General features: G+C 48.7%; 15 protein-coding genes and 1 tRNA gene. 6 read left to right on the top strand and 10 right to left on the bottom strand.

The window, feature by feature from the left end; genetic code table 11:
• Positions 1-6 precede the first annotated feature (6 nt).
• The 3 genes from DW922_RS03665 to DW922_RS03655 all read left to right on the top strand — a co-directional run bounded on the left by DW922_RS03665 (position 7) and on the right by DW922_RS03655 (position 2,900).
• A complete protein-coding gene (locus tag DW922_RS03665; RefSeq protein WP_118725821.1) occupies positions 7-636 on the top strand; it encodes a DUF5067 domain-containing protein in 630 nt (209 codons plus the stop codon).
• 34 nt (positions 637-670) lie between these two features.
• Positions 671-1,423 carry an Ltp family lipoprotein gene (locus tag DW922_RS03660; protein ID WP_118725820.1) on the top strand — a complete coding sequence of 251 codons (753 nt, stop codon included), beginning with the start codon at positions 671-673 and terminating at the stop codon, positions 1,421-1,423.
• Positions 1,424-1,628: 205 nt separating this feature from the next.
• Entirely contained in the window at positions 1,629-2,900 is a 1,272-nt protein-coding gene (locus DW922_RS03655) for a site-specific integrase (protein WP_118725819.1), read from the top strand.
• Positions 2,901-2,973: 73 nt separating this feature from the next.
• Here DW922_RS03655 and rlmD read toward each other — a convergent pair whose 3' ends face one another.
• Complete coding sequence (rlmD, locus tag DW922_RS03650) at positions 2,974-4,215, bottom strand: 23S rRNA (uracil(1939)-C(5))-methyltransferase RlmD (protein WP_118725901.1); 1,242 nt, start codon at positions 4,213-4,215, stop codon at positions 2,974-2,976.
• 461 nt (positions 4,216-4,676) lie between these two features.
• Between rlmD and DW922_RS03645 the strand changes: the two genes are divergently transcribed.
• On the top strand, positions 4,677-5,231 hold the full coding sequence (locus DW922_RS03645; protein ID WP_347560261.1) for a prolyl-tRNA synthetase associated domain-containing protein: 555 nt from the start codon (positions 4,677-4,679) through the stop codon (positions 5,229-5,231).
• Positions 5,232-5,324: 93 nt separating this feature from the next.
• Here the strand turns inward: DW922_RS03645 and DW922_RS03640 are convergent, their stop codons facing one another.
• The 3 genes from DW922_RS03640 to DW922_RS03630 all read right to left on the bottom strand — a co-directional run bounded on the left by DW922_RS03640 (position 5,325) and on the right by DW922_RS03630 (position 9,413).
• Positions 5,325-7,121 carry an aminopeptidase P family protein gene (locus DW922_RS03640; protein ID WP_118725900.1) on the bottom strand — a complete coding sequence of 599 codons (1,797 nt, stop codon included), beginning with the start codon at positions 7,119-7,121 and terminating at the stop codon, positions 5,325-5,327.
• A 10-nt stretch (positions 7,122-7,131) separates the two neighbouring features.
• Positions 7,132-8,556 carry a dihydrolipoyl dehydrogenase gene (gene lpdA / locus DW922_RS03635; protein ID WP_118725817.1) on the bottom strand — a complete coding sequence of 475 codons (1,425 nt, stop codon included), beginning with the start codon at positions 8,554-8,556 and terminating at the stop codon, positions 7,132-7,134.
• A gap of 77 nt (positions 8,557-8,633) precedes the next feature.
• Positions 8,634-9,413: an HAD family hydrolase gene (locus tag DW922_RS03630; protein ID WP_177304319.1), complete on the bottom strand. Its 780-nt coding sequence runs from the start codon at positions 9,411-9,413 to the stop codon at positions 8,634-8,636.
• Between the two features lie 182 nt (positions 9,414-9,595).
• Between DW922_RS03630 and DW922_RS03625 the strand changes: the two genes are divergently transcribed.
• Positions 9,596-9,669, top strand: a tRNA-Pro gene (locus tag DW922_RS03625).
• Between the two features lie 72 nt (positions 9,670-9,741).
• Here DW922_RS03625 and DW922_RS03620 read toward each other — a convergent pair.
• The 5 genes from DW922_RS03620 to DW922_RS03600 all read right to left on the bottom strand — a co-directional run bounded on the left by DW922_RS03620 (position 9,742) and on the right by DW922_RS03600 (position 14,493).
• Positions 9,742-10,569 (bottom strand): PRD domain-containing protein, encoded by an 828-nt coding sequence (locus tag DW922_RS03620; protein WP_118725816.1) that lies wholly within the window; start codon positions 10,567-10,569, stop codon positions 9,742-9,744.
• Positions 10,570-10,677: 108 nt separating this feature from the next.
• A complete protein-coding gene (locus DW922_RS03615; protein WP_118725898.1) occupies positions 10,678-12,876 on the bottom strand; it encodes a PTS transporter subunit IIABC in 2,199 nt (732 codons plus the stop codon).
• A gap of 326 nt (positions 12,877-13,202) precedes the next feature.
• Positions 13,203-13,841: a manganese catalase family protein gene (locus DW922_RS03610; RefSeq protein WP_118725815.1), complete on the bottom strand. Its 639-nt coding sequence runs from the start codon at positions 13,839-13,841 to the stop codon at positions 13,203-13,205.
• Positions 13,841-14,095 (bottom strand): spore coat protein CotJB, encoded by a 255-nt coding sequence (locus tag DW922_RS03605; RefSeq protein WP_118725814.1) that lies wholly within the window; start codon positions 14,093-14,095, stop codon positions 13,841-13,843. The genes DW922_RS03610 and DW922_RS03605 overlap by 1 nt, the downstream gene beginning before the upstream one ends.
• Positions 14,095-14,493, bottom strand: a complete 399-nt coding sequence (locus DW922_RS03600; RefSeq protein WP_243032003.1) for a spore coat associated protein CotJA — start codon at positions 14,491-14,493, stop codon at positions 14,095-14,097. Before DW922_RS03600 ends, DW922_RS03605 begins: the two co-directional genes overlap by 1 nt.
• A gap of 168 nt (positions 14,494-14,661) precedes the next feature.
• Between DW922_RS03600 and DW922_RS03595 the strand changes: the two genes are divergently transcribed.
• On the top strand, positions 14,662-15,051 hold the full coding sequence (locus tag DW922_RS03595) for a hypothetical protein (RefSeq protein ID WP_118725813.1): 390 nt from the start codon (positions 14,662-14,664) through the stop codon (positions 15,049-15,051).
• 156 nt (positions 15,052-15,207) lie between these two features.
• On the opposite strand, the gene DW922_RS03590 is transcribed toward DW922_RS03595, so the two are convergent.
• Positions 15,208-15,630, bottom strand: a complete 423-nt coding sequence (locus DW922_RS03590) for a CBS domain-containing protein (protein ID WP_118721222.1) — start codon at positions 15,628-15,630, stop codon at positions 15,208-15,210.
• Positions 15,631-15,793: the final 163 nt, after the last annotated feature.

The raw sequence follows: 15,793 nt of genomic DNA, 5'->3' as shown, positions 1-15,793 counted from the left end.
CTGGGTATGAAGAAAGTAAAATTATTACTCGCTGCTGGAATTGCGTCTGCTGCTTTTTCTATGACTTCTTTTGCCGGAGAATGGAAGCAAGACACTAATGGTTGGTGGTATCAAAACGATGACGGCAGTTATTCCACCAACACCTGGCAGGAGATTGGCGGAAAACAGTACTATTTTGATGCAAACGGCTATATGCTCCATGACACCACAACTCCTGACGGGAAACAGGTCGGAAGCGATGGCTCGCTTATTGCTGCACCCCTGTTCGATTTTGACATTGAAGATTCCAGGATTACCTATACTGGATGGAAAACAGAACTTGATTATAACGGAGATCTCTGTGTGGTGCTATATTATAATTTCACTAACAAACAATCTGAGCCTCAGGGTGCATACCTTGCTGATTATGGCATTACTGTATACCAGAACGGCGTCGAGTGTGATACCACATGGCTTTCTTACAACAACAAAGATAATAGCTTAGACAATTATAGTAAAAAAATCACACAAGGAACAACCCTTCCAGTTGGAAAGGCTTATAAAATAAAAGATATGAGCGCTTTAACAATCCAGATTAAAGAACTTTGGAATTGGAGTAATCCCAAGTGCCAAACTGTTACATTAAATATTCACTAAGCAACTCTATCATAGACAAAAAGAGGAATCGAATATGAAAAAAGAAAAGCCTACAACCAAGATCTGTAAATATTGCAAAACAGAAATTCCCTTCGATGCAAAAGTGTGCCCACAGTGTCGTAAAAAACAGGGCGGCAGCGGCTGTCTGGTTGCTATAGGCGTTGTTGTAGCAATCGGAGTATTAGGTTCATGCTTCGCAGGAGGCGGCTCTTCCACAGAAACCACTGCTGCCCCAACTGAAGCGGCCTCTGCAGTTGCAACTTCTGAAACCACTGCCGAAGCTACCACCGTTGCAGAATCTGTTGCTAAAACCACTGCTCCAGAGGCAAATGTTCCAACTGAGTACAAATCAGCTTTAAAGAAAGCTGGCACATATTCGGATACCATGCACATGTCCAAAGCCAGATTATATGATCAACTGACTTCTGAATATGGTGAAAAGTTTTCTGCAGAGGCAGCTCAGTACGCTATTGACAATGTAGATGCAGACTGGAACGCCAATGCACTGGCCAACGCTCAGAACTACAACGACACCATGCATATGTCTAAGGCCAGATTGTATGATCAACTTGTATCTGATGCAGGAGAAAAATTTACGGAAGAAGAAGCCCAGTACGCTGTTGATAATGTCAAAGCTGATTGGAATGAAAACGCTCTTGCAACTGCAAAGAACTATCAGGATACTATGGCAATGTCTCCAGAAGCTATCCGCAGCCAGTTGACTTCAGACGCCGGTGAAAAATTCACCGCAGAAGAAGCTGATTATGCAATTTCTCATTTAGAATAATTAATCTAATCTCATAAAATGCAAAACCGCCCGGTACGCCAATACCGAACGGCTTTACATATCTCTTACCAGATTGCTCCGGAAAGAATAATAATTGATTGCACACAAATTATATCATCTCCGAAGCGCTCTGGCAAGGGGCGTATTTTTATACCCATTTTTACCGTTGCGACATCGCAACACCCACACGAAAGGAGAATGATATATGGGACAATTAAGAACAAGGAAACGCGGATCAACCTGGCAATACAGCTTTGAAGCTGCACCGGTGAACGGAAAACGGAAATCTATCTCGAAGGGTGGATTCCGTACCAAGGCTGAGGCTCTGACGGCCGGCACTGCAGCAATGAATGAATATAATTCTTCCGGCCAGTCATTCACACCGTCTGAGCTCAGCGTGTCCGACTATCTGGATTACTGGTTTGATAATTATTGCAAAACGAATTTAAAATACAATACGCAGCTTGGCTATCTGTCTATTATCGAAAACCGGCTGAAGCCGCAGTTCGGTCAGTACCGCTTGAAGTCGCTTAGCACCGCTTCCGTGCAGGAATATGTGAACCAGCTAAAACTCAATGGCTTAGCACGATCTTCTGTGGTTGGCATTTTATCCGTGCTGTCAGCTGCGTATGAATACGCGATTGAACCTTTGCAGTATGTTAAAGAAAACCCCTGCACCAGGGCAAAAATTCCAAAATTCGAAAAACAGCCAAAGGAGCGCGTCATCATCCCTCCGGAAGACTTTAAAAAAATTCTGGAGCGCTTTCCAAGCAGCACGCCTTTCTATCTGCCGCTTATGATCGGATATTATACAGGCCTGCGGATCAGTGAGACCTTTGCACTGTGCTGGAGTGACATTGACTTCGAAAACCGCACCTTATCCGTTACGAAATCCGTGGTAAAACGCAACTATGGGGTTGATGTCAGAAAAGTAATGGAACAAAAGGGAAAGAAAGAAGAAAAATCTGCATGGTATTTCGGAACACCAAAAACGGAGTCATCCGTCCGTACCATTAAATTCGGAGATGCCTTGTATAAGGCTCTGAAACACGCTCAGATCGAGCAGAAAAAGAATCGTCTGCTCTATGGAGAATATTACACAGATCATTATCTGAAACCAGAAAAAGACGAAAAGGGGAATACCATTTACCGGATCATCCCGGTAGAACACAGCATTGATTGCACATTGCAACGCATTGATTTATTATGCTGCCGGGAAAATGGGGAATATGTCAGCACCGACTCTTTCAAATACTGTTCGCGGGTGATCCACCACGAACTGAAATTGGCATTCGACTACCATTCCCTCCGTCACACTCATGCCACCATGCTAATAGAAAATGGTGCTGATATCAAGGATGTCCAGATGCGCCTGGGACATGCTGATATCAACACCACCTTGCAGGTCTACACTCATGCCACCGAAAAAATGGCAGAACGCAGCGTAGAAATCTTTGAAAAAGCTGCCAGTCTTTGACAACATCTCAAAAAAGCGTTGTCAAATCGTAGTCAAATGGGCTTTCGTGGTCGTCCAGAAAGCCCACAAACCCTTATTTTATGCGGGTAAGTCTAACAATAGTTTCCACGTGCCCGGTCTCCGGAAACATGTCCACCGGCCAAGCCCCTTCAGCCTGATACCCCATCTTCTTAAACACGCCCAGATCTCTCGCCAGCGTATCCGGGCCACAGGACACATAAATCACGGTCTTCGCCTTCACAGCTGCCACCGCCTTAATAAACGCCTCGGTACTTCCGGCTCTTGGCGGATCCATGAGGACTACGTCTACGGTGTCGCCGGAGGCAGCCATCTGCATCATGAATTCGGTTGCATCGTTGCAGTAGAAGCGGATGTTTTTGACATCGTTGCATTTTGCGTTCTGAACGGCATCGCGGACAGCGTCGGCGTTCAGTTCTACGCCGATGACTTCTTTTGCCTTGGATGCGGCGATGATGCCGATGGTTCCGATTCCGCAGTAGGCATCCAGTACGCGCTCGTTGCCGGTCAGGCCAGCCAGTTCAATAGCTTTGCCGTACAGGTACTCGGTCTGGACCGGGTTGACCTGGTAGAAGGATTTCGGGGAGATGCGGAATTTGCAGCCGCACAGTTCGTCTTCAATGTAGCCTTTGCCGAACAGAACATGTTCTTTATCCCCCAGTACCATGCTGGTGCCGCGGTTGTTGATGTTCTGGACAATGGTGGTGATCTCCGGGTGTTTCTGGCGCAGGGCCTTGACGAAGTTGTTCTTGGACGGGAATACCGGAGATGCGGTGACCAGTACCACCATGATCTGGCCGCTGGTGAAGCCGCGGCGGATCAGAACATGGCGTAAGAGTCCGTAACCGGTATCTTCATCGTAGGTACGGATTTTGAAGGATTTCAGCATGCCGCGGATGGTGCCGATGATCTCGTCTGCTTTCTGGTCTTCGATCATGCAGGTTTCCACCGGAACGATGTTGTGGGTTTTCTCTTCGTAAACGCCGGAGATGGCTTCGCCCTTGCGGTAGCCGAATACGGCATGTACCTTGTTGCGGTAGTGGAACGGATTGTCCATGCCTTTGATGCCGTGTACTTTGCAGTAGTTTCCAAGAAGCTTCTGCATCTGGCTCTGCTTCATCTGGAGCTGCTCTGGGTATGGCATGTCCAGATACTGGCATCCGCCGCAGCGGTGCGCTACCGGGCACAGACCTTTCTTCTTTGGTGCCTTTTTCTCTTCTGTTGAAGACTGAAGTTTTCCTGATTTCGGGGAATCGACAAATCCACGCTTCGGTTCTGATTTTTTGCCGAAGTTCATAGTATCCTTACGGGCAGATTTTCCGAAACTCTTCTGCGCGGACTTTCCATCTGCTTTTCCGAATTTTTCAACTTTTCCACAAGCAAAATCCCGCGCTGATTTCTGATCTGCATCCTTGCCATCTTTCTTCCTAGCCCGGCTCCAAGCCTCTTTCTGGTCTGTTTTCTGCTCAGAAGATTTTCCGGCCTTTTTCACCTGTTTCTCTCCAACCCACTCTTCAAATTTATCATCCAGACTCCGTCCCTGCTTTCCGGCAGCCGGTTTTTTCTTCCAATTTTCTTTTTTTACATTTCTATCCTGTTTCACAGTACTCAAGCCCCTTGCTTTTTTCTCTAAAATATTTATAATTAATTCCAATTAGTTACTTATATTACATACCTTCAGGAGGAACCCTTATGTCCCATACATCCGATAACAACACACAAGCCGGTGCGTTACACACCGGCGAGGATTCTTTTTATATGGATCCGGTTCTCTACACCGGACGTCCGGCGGACTGCACCGGGCGGCTGGAGAAGGAGATCCGCACCTATGACCTGTTAGATGAGCTCCAGATTCCTTACTGGCGGCTGGATCACGATGCCACCGCCACCATTGACGCCTGCCATGACGTGGATGTCCGGCTGGACATTGAGATCTGCAAGAACCTGTTTCTCTGCAATACCCAGAAAACCGATTTTTACATGCTCATGATGCCGGGCCACAAGAAGTTTAAGACGGCGAAGCTTTCCAAACAGATTGGAAGCGCCCGCCTTTCCTTTGCAAGCTCAGAATTCATGGAGGAATTTCTGAATATCACGCCGGGTTCTGTCAGCGTGCTAGGGCTGATGAATGACAAGAATAACCGTGTGCGGCTGCTCATCGACCAGGATGTGATCGACCACCACACCTTTGTGGGCTGTCATCCATGCATCAACACCTCCAGCTTAAAGCTTTACACGAAGGACATTCTGGAGAAGTTTCTCCCGGCAGTCCATCATGAATATACGATCGTCAATCTTCCATGGGAAGACTGATCTGATTCCATGTCAGAACTGCAGACAAATGGCCAAATCCGATGTCCGGACTGACTGCGCACAGTTTCTGCCATGGACCCAGTTACTCATTTCTTATTTGCTCAGCGGTCTGGTAACTTCTTTCAGCCAGGCCGCTTCTTCTGCGTCCAGATGCGGCGCGATCTTTTCGTATACCTGTGCGTGGTACTCATTGAGCCATGCCAGATCCTGCTCTTCCATCAGAGATACATCCACCGGCTCCAGATCGATCGGCACGTAGGTCAGATACTCGAAGCTTAAGAACTGGCCGTAATCAGTCTTTTCGTCCTTCTTGCAGTAGATCAGGTTCTCTGTGCGGATGCCGTGGCTTCCCTCAATGTAAAGTCCCGGCTCATCGGAGCATACCATGCCCGGCATAAACGGCGCGCTGTCCTGGCGCTCCGGCACTACCCGGTAACGGATGCCGATGGGACGCTCATGCACATTTAACAGATAACCCACGCCATGGCCGGTTCCGTGGTTGAAATCCAGTCCGCGCTTCCAGAACGGTGCCCGCGCTACATAGTCCAGGCTCAGGCCGCTGCAGCCTTCCAGGAATTTCACATGGCCTAGGCGCAGCATGCTCATCAGAACCAGGGTGTAATGCTCTTTTTCTTCATCCGTGACCGGCCCCAGGGCGATGGTACGGGTGATGTCGGTGGTTCCCTCGTAATACTGGCCGCCGGAATCTACCAGGTACAGGCCTCTTGCCTGCAGGCTCGCGCAATGCTCCGGCACGGCATGATAATGGCACAGTGCCGCATTTTTCCCATATGCGGAGATTGTGTTGAAGCTGATATCCAGTGCTCCATGCTCCCGGCGCATCTGATCCAGACGATCAGCCACGCTGCACTCATCCATCGGGATCTTACCGATGTTTTTCTTCAGCCAGTAAATGTATTTGGTCATGACCACACCATCGGTGATGTGGGCCTTTTTCATATTTTCAATCTCGGTCTCATTTTTCTGGGACTTGGCGTACACGGTCGGATTCATCTGATCAATGATCTGGTTCTGGGTCTGCACGCTCTCGTAAATGGCAAAGTTCACACGGCTCTTCTCCAGAAGCACGGTATGGTCTTTCAGCTCCTTTACATCCGCGTAAATGTCATTGTAGGGGCGGATAGTCACGCCCAAGGACTCCAGGTAAGAGCGGACCTCATCGGAGATCACCTGCGGATTCACATAGAAGAACAGGTTCTCCCCGGTTACCATCAGGTAGGACAGCACCACCGGATTGCATGGAATGTCGTTCCCGCGGATATTGAACAGCCAGACAATGTCATCCAGCGTGGTGATGATATGCACATCCGCGTAAGCCTTCTTCATGGCTTCGCGCAGGTTTTTAATCTTCTCGGATGCGGCCTGTCCGGCATATTTCTCTTCCAGGATCCATACCGGCTCTGCGGAAAGCTCCGGGCGGTTTTCCCAGATCTCACCGATCAGATCATGGTCGGAGCAGATGGATGCCTGTTTTCTGGAAAGACGATGCCGCAGGCTTTCCCCTGTCTTGCTGTTGATAACACGGCCATCAAAGCCAAGCACACCATGCTCCGGCATGTGGTCTGCCAGATACTGCTCCACGGTCAAAACTCCGGGCTGGCCCATTTTCATAAGTTCTACGCCACTATCTTTCAATTCTGCTGCCGCCTGCACAAAATAACGGCCATCGGTCCACAAACCGGCCCAGTCCTTCATGATCAGGGCAATACCCGCAGAACCGGTAAAGCCGGTGATGTACTTTCTGCATGCAAAATGCTCCCCCACGTACTCCGACTCATGGAAATCTGCTGTCGGCACCAGATAGGCATCCATATGATAAGTCTCCATCAGTCTGCGGAGACGCGCAATTCTCTCTGTAATTTCGTTCATGTAATTATCCTCACTTTTCATTCTGACGCATGGCATCTGCAATAGCTGCCGCAATGCCTTCACTGTAGGTTGGATGAGCACGCATCGCCAGGGAAAGCTGCTCGGCAGTCAGTCCGTTTGCAATGGCCGTGGCCATTTCTCCGATCATATCCGTAGCTCGTGGACACATCATCTGCGCTCCCACAATGGTATTGGAATATGCCTCAAAGATCAGGCGGATAAAGCCATGCTCCTCTCTGGCAATGATGGATTTTCCGTTTTCTCCCATATCGTAAACGCCACAGCGTACCTTCATGCCAAGTTCTCCGGCCTTCGCCTCCGTGATGCCGACCGTAGCAATCTCCGGCTCAGTATAGATGCAGCTCGGCACGATCGGCAGAGAGACAAACATGCCGTTCGGCACAGCCTCCAGACGAATGGTATGGGGTTTTCCGGCCAGGTTTTCAATGACATAGGTAGCCTGGGCCATAGCCACATGGGCCAGTTGTGTTTTTGCAGAGACATCGCCGATGGCATAGATACCCGGCTCGCTGGTTTCAAAGTCTGCGTTTACCACCGGTCTTCCATGCTCCATCTGCAGGGTCATATCCTCTCCAAGAAGACCTTCCGTGTAAGGTGTTCGTCCCACGGCTACCACGACCTGATTGGTCTTGATCTGGGTAGTCTCATCGGTCAGCAGATGGCGCACGGTGCATACCAGGCCTTCCTCCCGCTGGATCTCCTCCACCATGGCATTGCAGTATACAGTAATGCCCTTTTCCGTGAGCTGTTCCTTTAACGCCTCAGAAACTTCCTCATCCATCGGTCCCAGAAGATGCGGACCCTTTTCTACGATGGTTACCTTGGAGCAGAGTGCCTGGAAAATGGTGGCAAACTCCACGCCAATGACACCGCCGCCCATGATGACGATGCGGTCATAGTTCCAGGTTGGAACCGCCAACAGACGGTCACTGTTGATGACGCCCGGCAGGTTAATGCCCGGAATCTTCGGCATGATCGGCTTCGCACCGGTAGCGATAATGATATTCTTTGCACGAAGATATTCCTTGCCGCTCTCGCCTACTACTTCTATAGTTTTCTCCCGGCGGATGGTCGCCTTTCCCTTTATAAAGGTGATATTATTTTTATCAAACAGCTTCTGGATTTCATCGCGGTACCGACGCACAGAACGCTTCTTGTAATCCTGCATTTTTGCAAAATCAAAGGAGATAAAATCAGTAGAGACACCAAATTCATCCCCGTGCTGCATCATGGAAAAAATATTGGACGCATGAAGCAGCGCCTTGGTGGGGATGCAGCCCCGGTTGATACAGACACCGCCCAACTTATTCTCATCCACCACGGCTACCTTCATGCCGAAGGACGCGCCCTTGATGGCTGCAGTATAGCCGCCCGGTCCTGCCCCGATAATCACCAGATCATAATATGTTGCCATAAATTTGTATTCCTTTCGTTCTGTCACGATTTTCTTTCTGTCATTGTGCCTGCTCTGCAGTTTGCAGCCGCACTTGCCTAAAACAGATGCAGCGCTTCGCAAGCCTTATAAACACCGTCCTCGCCAATGGGCGCGGTAACGTAATCCGCTGCCGCCTTCAGCTGCGGATGCCCATTGCCCATAGCCACGCCGATGCCTGCGGTAGTCACGATCTCATAATCATTCATACTGTCGCCAAAGGCGATCGTGTTCTTTAGCGGGATATTCCAGGCTTTGCAGAGGCGTTTGAGGCCTTCTGCCTTGGAGGCATCCTTTTCAATGATATCGGCCCCTTCCCGGCTGGAAAACAGTGGAAGCTTCAGCATAGGGAATGCCGCCTCCACTTCTTTCGCTCCAGGCTCCCGGCCAATGTAGGCCAGCGTGCGCACCGGCATGTCCAGAAGCTTCCACGGGTCGCGAAACTTCCGGTCCGACATCTGCCAGCGTACCATATCGTGTCGGGTCACACACCAGGGATTGATGAAATAATCGATATCACCCACGGTCATGCCGATGGCGTAATCCTTCCCTTCTGCAAATTGCAGCAGTTCTTCTACCAGTTCCCGCTTCATACAATGTTCATAGATCAGTTCCGAGCCGATGGTGATCTTGTTGCCATTTAAATGGATGATGGCATCCGGCTTCACCTCATCTGCCAGGCCCTCGCTGAACTTGGCATCCATGTCACGGCCGGTAGCGATCACGATATAGTAATTTTTGCGAAGCAGATCCAGCGCTTTGATGGCGCTGTCCGGAATCTTATAATCTGCATGGTTCAGCAGTGTCATGTCCATGTCAAAACTGACGATTCCCTTCATAAATAACTCTCCGTTTTCCTTCTGTAATCGCGGCTGCGAGCAATCCGCCAGCTGCCGGTAATTCTAATACCCATGATAACAAAGTACAGGTGAACTGTAAAGTCCGAAGGGAAGATTTAAAAAATTCTTATACAAATTGCTTTTCAAATTGCTCATTTTCTGATATACTATTATAGTTCGATCGGGGTATGGCGTAGCTTGGTAGCGCGCTCGGCTGGGGGCCGAGAGGTCGCAGGTTCAAATCCTGTTGCCCCGATTCTATAAAAGCATCGGCAGTTTTCTGTCGATGCTTTTTGACTATCATTTTCTTTTCAGTACCTCAATTTTCTTACGCTGTCTCTCCCCCAGTTACCCGCCTGATATGAATCGCAAGAAATCCGGTTTCTTCTTTCGCAAGAACCAGCCGTAGCTCCTGTTCCAGTTTTTTCAAAATCTGCTCAGCCAACGCGTATTCGAATGGAAACTGCTCTTTTGCGTATGCTTCCAGATCAAGATCCGTGCGTTCTCCCTTTCTGGCCCGGGCCAGCATATAGCGGATATGACTCATCAGCCGGTTGTAACCGAGAGAGCCATAAGGAAGCTTCTTTCCGGCTCCTTCCTCGATCATGGTCATACAGACGCCCACCAGACGGGCTGTTTCCAGAGAATCAGCCACATTTTCCTGCGCCAGTCCGGCGTGGATATGCAGGGCGATGAAGCCGGCTTCATCCTCTCCAAGGGCGGTTCCCGTCATCTTTTTTAAGATTTCGCATCCTTTTCTGGCCGCTTCATACTCATCTCCAAATAAGGCTGCAATATCATGCTGAAACGGATTGGGAATTTCTTTTTTCTCTCTGGCCCGTGCTGCTGCCATAGCAATGTGATCTGCCATTGGGATCAGAATATCATGCTGCAGTGGTCCCATCGCCGCTTCTGCCATCTCTATGATTTTTCCGGCTGCTTCGATATAAAGCGGATCAATGCCGTTTACGCGGATCAGCGCCGGCGTTTTTTCGCTCACAAGCTCATAACGGCGGCCTTTTGGAAGTTCTGTCATTCGCTCTCCCGCGCGGTGTCCAAATCCTGCTCCGTTTCCCAGAAGAATCAGCTCCTGACCGCTGGCATCATCCAGCACCAGAATCCCGTTATTGTTCAATACTTTGATTACCCGATACATAAAAAATACCTCCTGCATCTTATGCCTGTCCTGTTATTATACACGACAACCTTAGGATGCAGAAAGTACTTTTTGTTTCGTATGATAAATACTCCCTAAGTTTTTATCTTACTTTCTTATCTGACCAATCAGCTCTAGCCGTTTCACTTGCTTTTCTCCTTCTAAGCTTAAGCTTTCTCCCTCTGTCAGTCCAGTAAAAATAACGATACAGGCATCGCTCACTGCGTGTTCCCGGATATAGGCCGGGTCAAATTCCATGAGCTTATCTCCCTTTTTGATTTTCTGTCCATCACTTACAAATACCGTGAAGCCTTCCCCATTCAGTTTCACAGTATCTACACCGATATGGAGCAGATATTCCGTCCCATCCGCCGCCTTCAGGCCAATCGCATGTTTACTCGGAAATACAAACATAACCTCGCCATCTTCCGGTGCCACAACAGTTCCATTCTCCGGCATAACCAGGTAGCCGTCTCCCATGGCTTTGCTGGCAAATGCCTCGTCCGGTGCCTCCGTGATTGGCTTTAATACGCCCTGGAACGGAGAGTAAAGTTTGTGGATGTTTTCTGCGATGTTCTTGCTCTCTGCCAGATTCACAGATGCTTCGGTTTCCGCAGTCACTTTGGTGCCCATATTCTCTGCACCATCTGTAGCTTCTGCGGTATCCTCCTCATGCTCCTCTGCCAGATAAGCTTCCAGCTCGGATTTGATCACAGTCACCTGCGGTCCGTAAATAATCTGGATTCCCTGCCCTTTTACGATCACGCCTACCGCGCCGGTCGACTTCAACAGCTTTTCATCAACCAGCGACGAGTCTGCGATAGAGCAGCGGAGTCGTGTCGCGCAGCAGTCCACGGAAGTGATATTGTTTCTTCCTCCCATACCCATTGTAATGGCTGCACTCCGGCTGTCTTTACTGTTTTCTGCCTGGCTGCCGCTTTCTCCCTCTTTCGCTTCAGTCCTGCGGGCATTCACATCAGCCTTCGTGTAGAGCTTCGTCTCCTCGTCATCGTCCTCACGTCCCGGTGTTTTCAAATCAAATTTTTTAATCAGAAAACTGAACAAAACGTAATACAGAAGGAAATACACAATTCCTGCTGGAATGATGCGAATCCAGCTGGTTTTCGCATTGCCCTGAAGCACACCGAAAATCACCAGATCCAGAAGACCACCGGAAAATGTAAGACCCACTGCAATGTTCAAAATATGCGCAACCATATAGGCGCTTCCGGCCAGAATCACCTGAACTGCAAACAGCATTGGTGCTACAAACAGGAAAGAGAACTCAATTGGCTCTGTAATTCCAGTAAACATGCAGGCCAGCGCCGCACTTAAAAGCAGACCTCCTGCTGCCTTTTTCTTTTCCGGTTTCGCGCACCGGTACATGGCCAGCGCCGCACCCGGAAGTCCAAAAATCATAAAAATAAACTCACCGGAAAAATACCGGGTAGCATCCGCGCTGAAATGCGTCACATCTGACGAAGCCAGCTGCGCAAAGAAAATGTTCTGGCCGCCCTGAATCAGATTTCCATCCACCATCATGGTGCCGCCTACCGCAGTCTGCCAGAAAGGCATATAAAACACATGATGCAGACCAAACGGGATCAGCGCACGCTTAATGATACCAAAAATCAGGGTTCCGAAATAACCGGTTCCTGTAACCAGACCGCCCAGCGCGAAAATGCCATTCTGGACAGCCGGCCAGATAAAGTACATCAGAATACCGATACCAACGTAAGTAACGGTAGAAATAATCGGTACAAAACGGGAGCCGCCAAAAAATGACAGTGCGTTTGGCAGTTCAATCTTATAAAACCGGTTGTGGAGTGCTGCCACGCCAAGTCCCACAAGAATACCGCCAAATACGCCCATCTGCAGGGTCTGAATACCGCAGACACTGGCAATGGTTCCCTCAAGCACATCCGGCGCAATTGTTCCGTCCGCTAAGACTTTTCCTGCTAATAAAAGCACCGCGTTGATTGATGCATGCATCACAAAAAAAGAAATCATAGCCGAAAGTGCCGCAACCTCTTTTTCCGCCTTCGCCATGCCAATGGCAACACCCACCGCAAAGATGATCGGCAGATTATCAAAAATGACATTTCCTGCCTTGCTCATGATCATAAGCAGTGCATGCAGGATGGTTCCATTACCAAGAATCCCCTGTAAGCCATAGGTTGCAATGGTAGTCTCATTGGTGAAGGAACTTCCAATCCCCAGCAGGAGGCCAGCAACCGGAAGCACCGCAATCGGAAGCATGAAGCTGCGTCCCACTCGCTGAAGCACCCCAAAAATCTTGTCTTTCATGTTCTTTCTCCTTTTTTTCTGAGTATTCAGGTGTGTCTTTCTGACAGTTTTCACATCTCCCAAAAATTCTTCCTGCAAACGCACAAACTTCTTTCCATTTTATATATTTCGCCTGTGCAGAAAAGAAACCTGCTCCTATCAGCATACCCAAAACAATCCGTTTCAGTCGCTTCTGGGAAGTGTGGTTTTATTTGGAAAATGAAAAAGGCATCAACCAAAAGGACATCTCTTCGATGCCCTTTCGGTTAATGCCTGCTTTACCAGTAACACGCCCAAATCTCTGTTATGCTATCAGTATAGGGTGAAATCAGGTATCTGTCAACTGGTTATTTCCCGCACTCCTGTGTTTTGCCATTATTAGTGCTTTGCCGCTGGTCAAAAGCCGGGTTAAAAGCATAGAAATTTTTGCTGTTAAGCTGATCCTGCACATGACGCAAAGTCTCACCAAAACGCTGAAAATGCACCACTTCCCTTGCCCGCAGATAGCGGATTGGGTCACATACTTCCGGATCTTTTACTACACGGAGAATGTTGTCGTAAGTGCTCCGTGCTTTCTGTTCTGCAGCGAGGTCCTCGAATAAATCTGTAATTGGATCACCCTTTGACTGGAATTCACAAGCATTAAACGGAATGCCGCCTGCTGCCTGAGGCCAGATTCCGGTAGTGTGGTCGATATAATATGGACCAAAACCAGAATCTTCAATTTCCTGTGGTGTCAGATTGCGGGTAAGCTGGTGAACGATAGCTGCCACAATTTCCAAATGTGCCAGTTCCTCGGTTCCGATATCAGTCAGGGAAGCTTTCGCTACATCATATGGCATGGCATATCTTTGGGATAGATAACGCATGGATGCACCCATCTCTCCATCTGGTCCACCGTATTGACTCATGATAAACTGTGCCATCTTCGGATTCGGCTGTGAAATTTTTACCGGATACTGCAGTCTTTTTTCATATCTCCACATCAGCGCATTCCTCCTTCCCATGGCCATGGCCCTTGGATCCAGTTCCAGGTATCTGCTTCTGCATTCGCGATCAGGAGCGGGCCATTTTCCTTCTCGTATGCACGGATTGCCTGTTCATTCATGCGCCGTGCATTTTGAAAATATTGCATGGCCATAGGGCATTTTGGATGCGTATCCAGATATAAAGTCGCTTCATCCAGTGCGAAGCCAGTTTCATATACATTCTGCAAAAGCCGGTCATTACATGTGCCCATTATCTGCACCTCCCCATCACAAACGGCAGGTCAAGCTCTGGGAAAATGGTCCCTCGGGTAAGCCCACGTTCTTTGTCATACACCTGGTTCCAGCGCTGTATGGGTGTATACGCCATTGCGACCGGCATATTGCGCAGACACTCTCTTTCTGCATTCGGTGCTGTCACTTGTCTGCTTTCATTGCTCTGGTCCAGCGGGCAGGAAGGTCTGTTGTTTCTTCCTGTTGTATTGAAACCAGAACCCGTATTCACATTTCCGGATGAAAGTGGTTGGTAAGGAATATCCGGCTGCATAGAATGCTGCATGGAACAAGGGCGGGAATTCTCTGCATTTCCGGCAGGCGGCTCAGGCAGATGAGGTCTCTGCATACAGCCGCATCGGTTATTAGAATAATCCATGATGAAAATCCTTTCCAGAGTTTCTAGTATCATCTTATGTGCCACAGAAAAAAGCGGTGCATAAGAATCATGTCACAGTCGCTCCCAGAGGTTGTCACCCTTGTCTCCCTCTGCTCATAAGATACAGTACAAGCAAGAAAAAAGGAGTTTTGATCATGTGTAACTGGAATGGATGCGGAAATAACCGTTGTGGTAACAACTGTGGTGGCTGGAACCGCGGTGGCTGCGGAGGCTGTGGGAACTGTGGTAACAACTGCAGCAGATGTAATAACGGTTGCGGTAATGGCTGCGGAAGATGCGGCAATGACTGGGGATGGAATGGATGGAGCGGCTGCGGAAGTAGCTGCAATAATGGCTGCGGCTGGAATAACTGGGGCTGGGGAAGTTCCTGCGGATGGAACCGAAATACCAGAGAAGCGTTCCAGGATGGATTCCAGGAAGGATATGAAGCCGGATTCCGCGATGGATTCCGGGAAGGACGGGATAAGGACCACAGACCTGGAAGACCCGGGGAAGGAGGTGGACCGGGAGGAAGACCTGGTTTTCCGGGAGATGTAAATGATTCTGGCTGCGGATGCAGCTAAAGCTATCGGACACGCCACAGGTGCATTCTCGCATAGTATTAACCATATAGGACGCTTTTTCCTACTATAAAATAACAAACTCCAGGGGTGTCTTTTTCACCTCTGGAGTTCGCCGTTTTTCATTTCGTGTTTAGTTTCCTTTTTCGTGTTCTTTTTTCAGTTTTTCGTAACAGAATTTGATAATATCTTTTCTCGTTATGATCCCAATGAAAAGTCCCCTGTCATCTACCACCGGAACAAAATTCTGGTTCAATGCGCAGTCGATCATGTCTTCCATCCTGGATTCTGCCGTTACCGGCTTGTAATCTGCCCGCCGTGCAATGGACGCAACCGGGGCATTCTCTGCTTCTTTAAAATCCATCTGGTATTCTTTCCGGATTCCCCAGAGCAGGTCTCCTTCGGTTATGGTTCCGGCATATCTTCCGTCTTTGGATAGCAGCGGAATGGTGGAATAACGGAACCCTTCCATCTTGTCCAGTGCCTGACGCACTGTATCATCTTCATAAATGTGAGCAACCTCGCTCTTTAGAGTCAGAAAAAATAAGATATTCATTGTTCACCTCGTATTGTATTTTCACGGCACGGCCCGCGCTTTGGACCAGACGGGTTTCGTGCATCTTTCTCTTATAAAGTAAGTATAGCAAATAATTTCGACGATTCTATGAACAATTTCTAAATTCTTTCGAAACCAAACACCACAATATCTACAGTCTGAA

The sequence above is a fragment of the Clostridium sp. AM42-4 genome, from assembly GCF_003480105.1.
Lineage (GTDB): Bacteria > Bacillota > Clostridia > Lachnospirales > Lachnospiraceae > Brotaphodocola.
This window is presented reverse-complemented; position numbering and strand designations above follow the sequence as displayed.

Excerpts from the sequence above, each read along its gene's own strand:
- DW922_RS03605 (WP_118725814.1), bottom strand. The coding sequence starts at position 14,095 with ATGGGCACATGTAATGACCGGCTTTTGCAGAATGTATATGAAACTGGC.
- DW922_RS03595 (WP_118725813.1), top strand. The coding sequence starts at position 14,662 with ATGGATGCGGAAATAACCGTTGTGGTAACAACTGTGGTGGCTGGAACC.
- DW922_RS03600 (WP_243032003.1), bottom strand. The coding sequence starts at position 14,493 with ATGGATTATTCTAATAACCGATGCGGCTGTATGCAGAGACCTCATCTG.
- DW922_RS03630 (WP_177304319.1), bottom strand. The coding sequence starts at position 9,413 with ATGAAGGGAATCGTCAGTTTTGACATGGACATGACACTGCTGAACCAT.
- DW922_RS03590 (WP_118721222.1), bottom strand. The coding sequence starts at position 15,630 with ATGAATATCTTATTTTTTCTGACTCTAAAGAGCGAGGTTGCTCACATT.
- DW922_RS03640 (WP_118725900.1), bottom strand. The coding sequence starts at position 7,121 with ATGAACGAAATTACAGAGAGAATTGCGCGTCTCCGCAGACTGATGGAG.
- DW922_RS03620 (WP_118725816.1), bottom strand. The coding sequence starts at position 10,569 with ATGTATCGGGTAATCAAAGTATTGAACAATAACGGGATTCTGGTGCTG.
- DW922_RS03665 (WP_118725821.1), top strand. The coding sequence starts at position 7 with ATGAAGAAAGTAAAATTATTACTCGCTGCTGGAATTGCGTCTGCTGCT.
- DW922_RS03660 (WP_118725820.1), top strand. The coding sequence starts at position 671 with ATGAAAAAAGAAAAGCCTACAACCAAGATCTGTAAATATTGCAAAACA.
- DW922_RS03645 (WP_347560261.1), top strand. The coding sequence starts at position 4,677 with ATGGATCCGGTTCTCTACACCGGACGTCCGGCGGACTGCACCGGGCGG.
- lpdA (WP_118725817.1), bottom strand. The coding sequence starts at position 8,556 with ATGGCAACATATTATGATCTGGTGATTATCGGGGCAGGACCGGGCGGC.
- DW922_RS03615 (WP_118725898.1), bottom strand. The coding sequence starts at position 12,876 with ATGAAAGACAAGATTTTTGGGGTGCTTCAGCGAGTGGGACGCAGCTTC.
- DW922_RS03655 (WP_118725819.1), top strand. The coding sequence starts at position 1,629 with ATGGGACAATTAAGAACAAGGAAACGCGGATCAACCTGGCAATACAGC.
- rlmD (WP_118725901.1), bottom strand. The coding sequence starts at position 4,215 with ATGAACTTCGGCAAAAAATCAGAACCGAAGCGTGGATTTGTCGATTCC.
- DW922_RS03610 (WP_118725815.1), bottom strand. The coding sequence starts at position 13,841 with ATGTGGAGATATGAAAAAAGACTGCAGTATCCGGTAAAAATTTCACAG.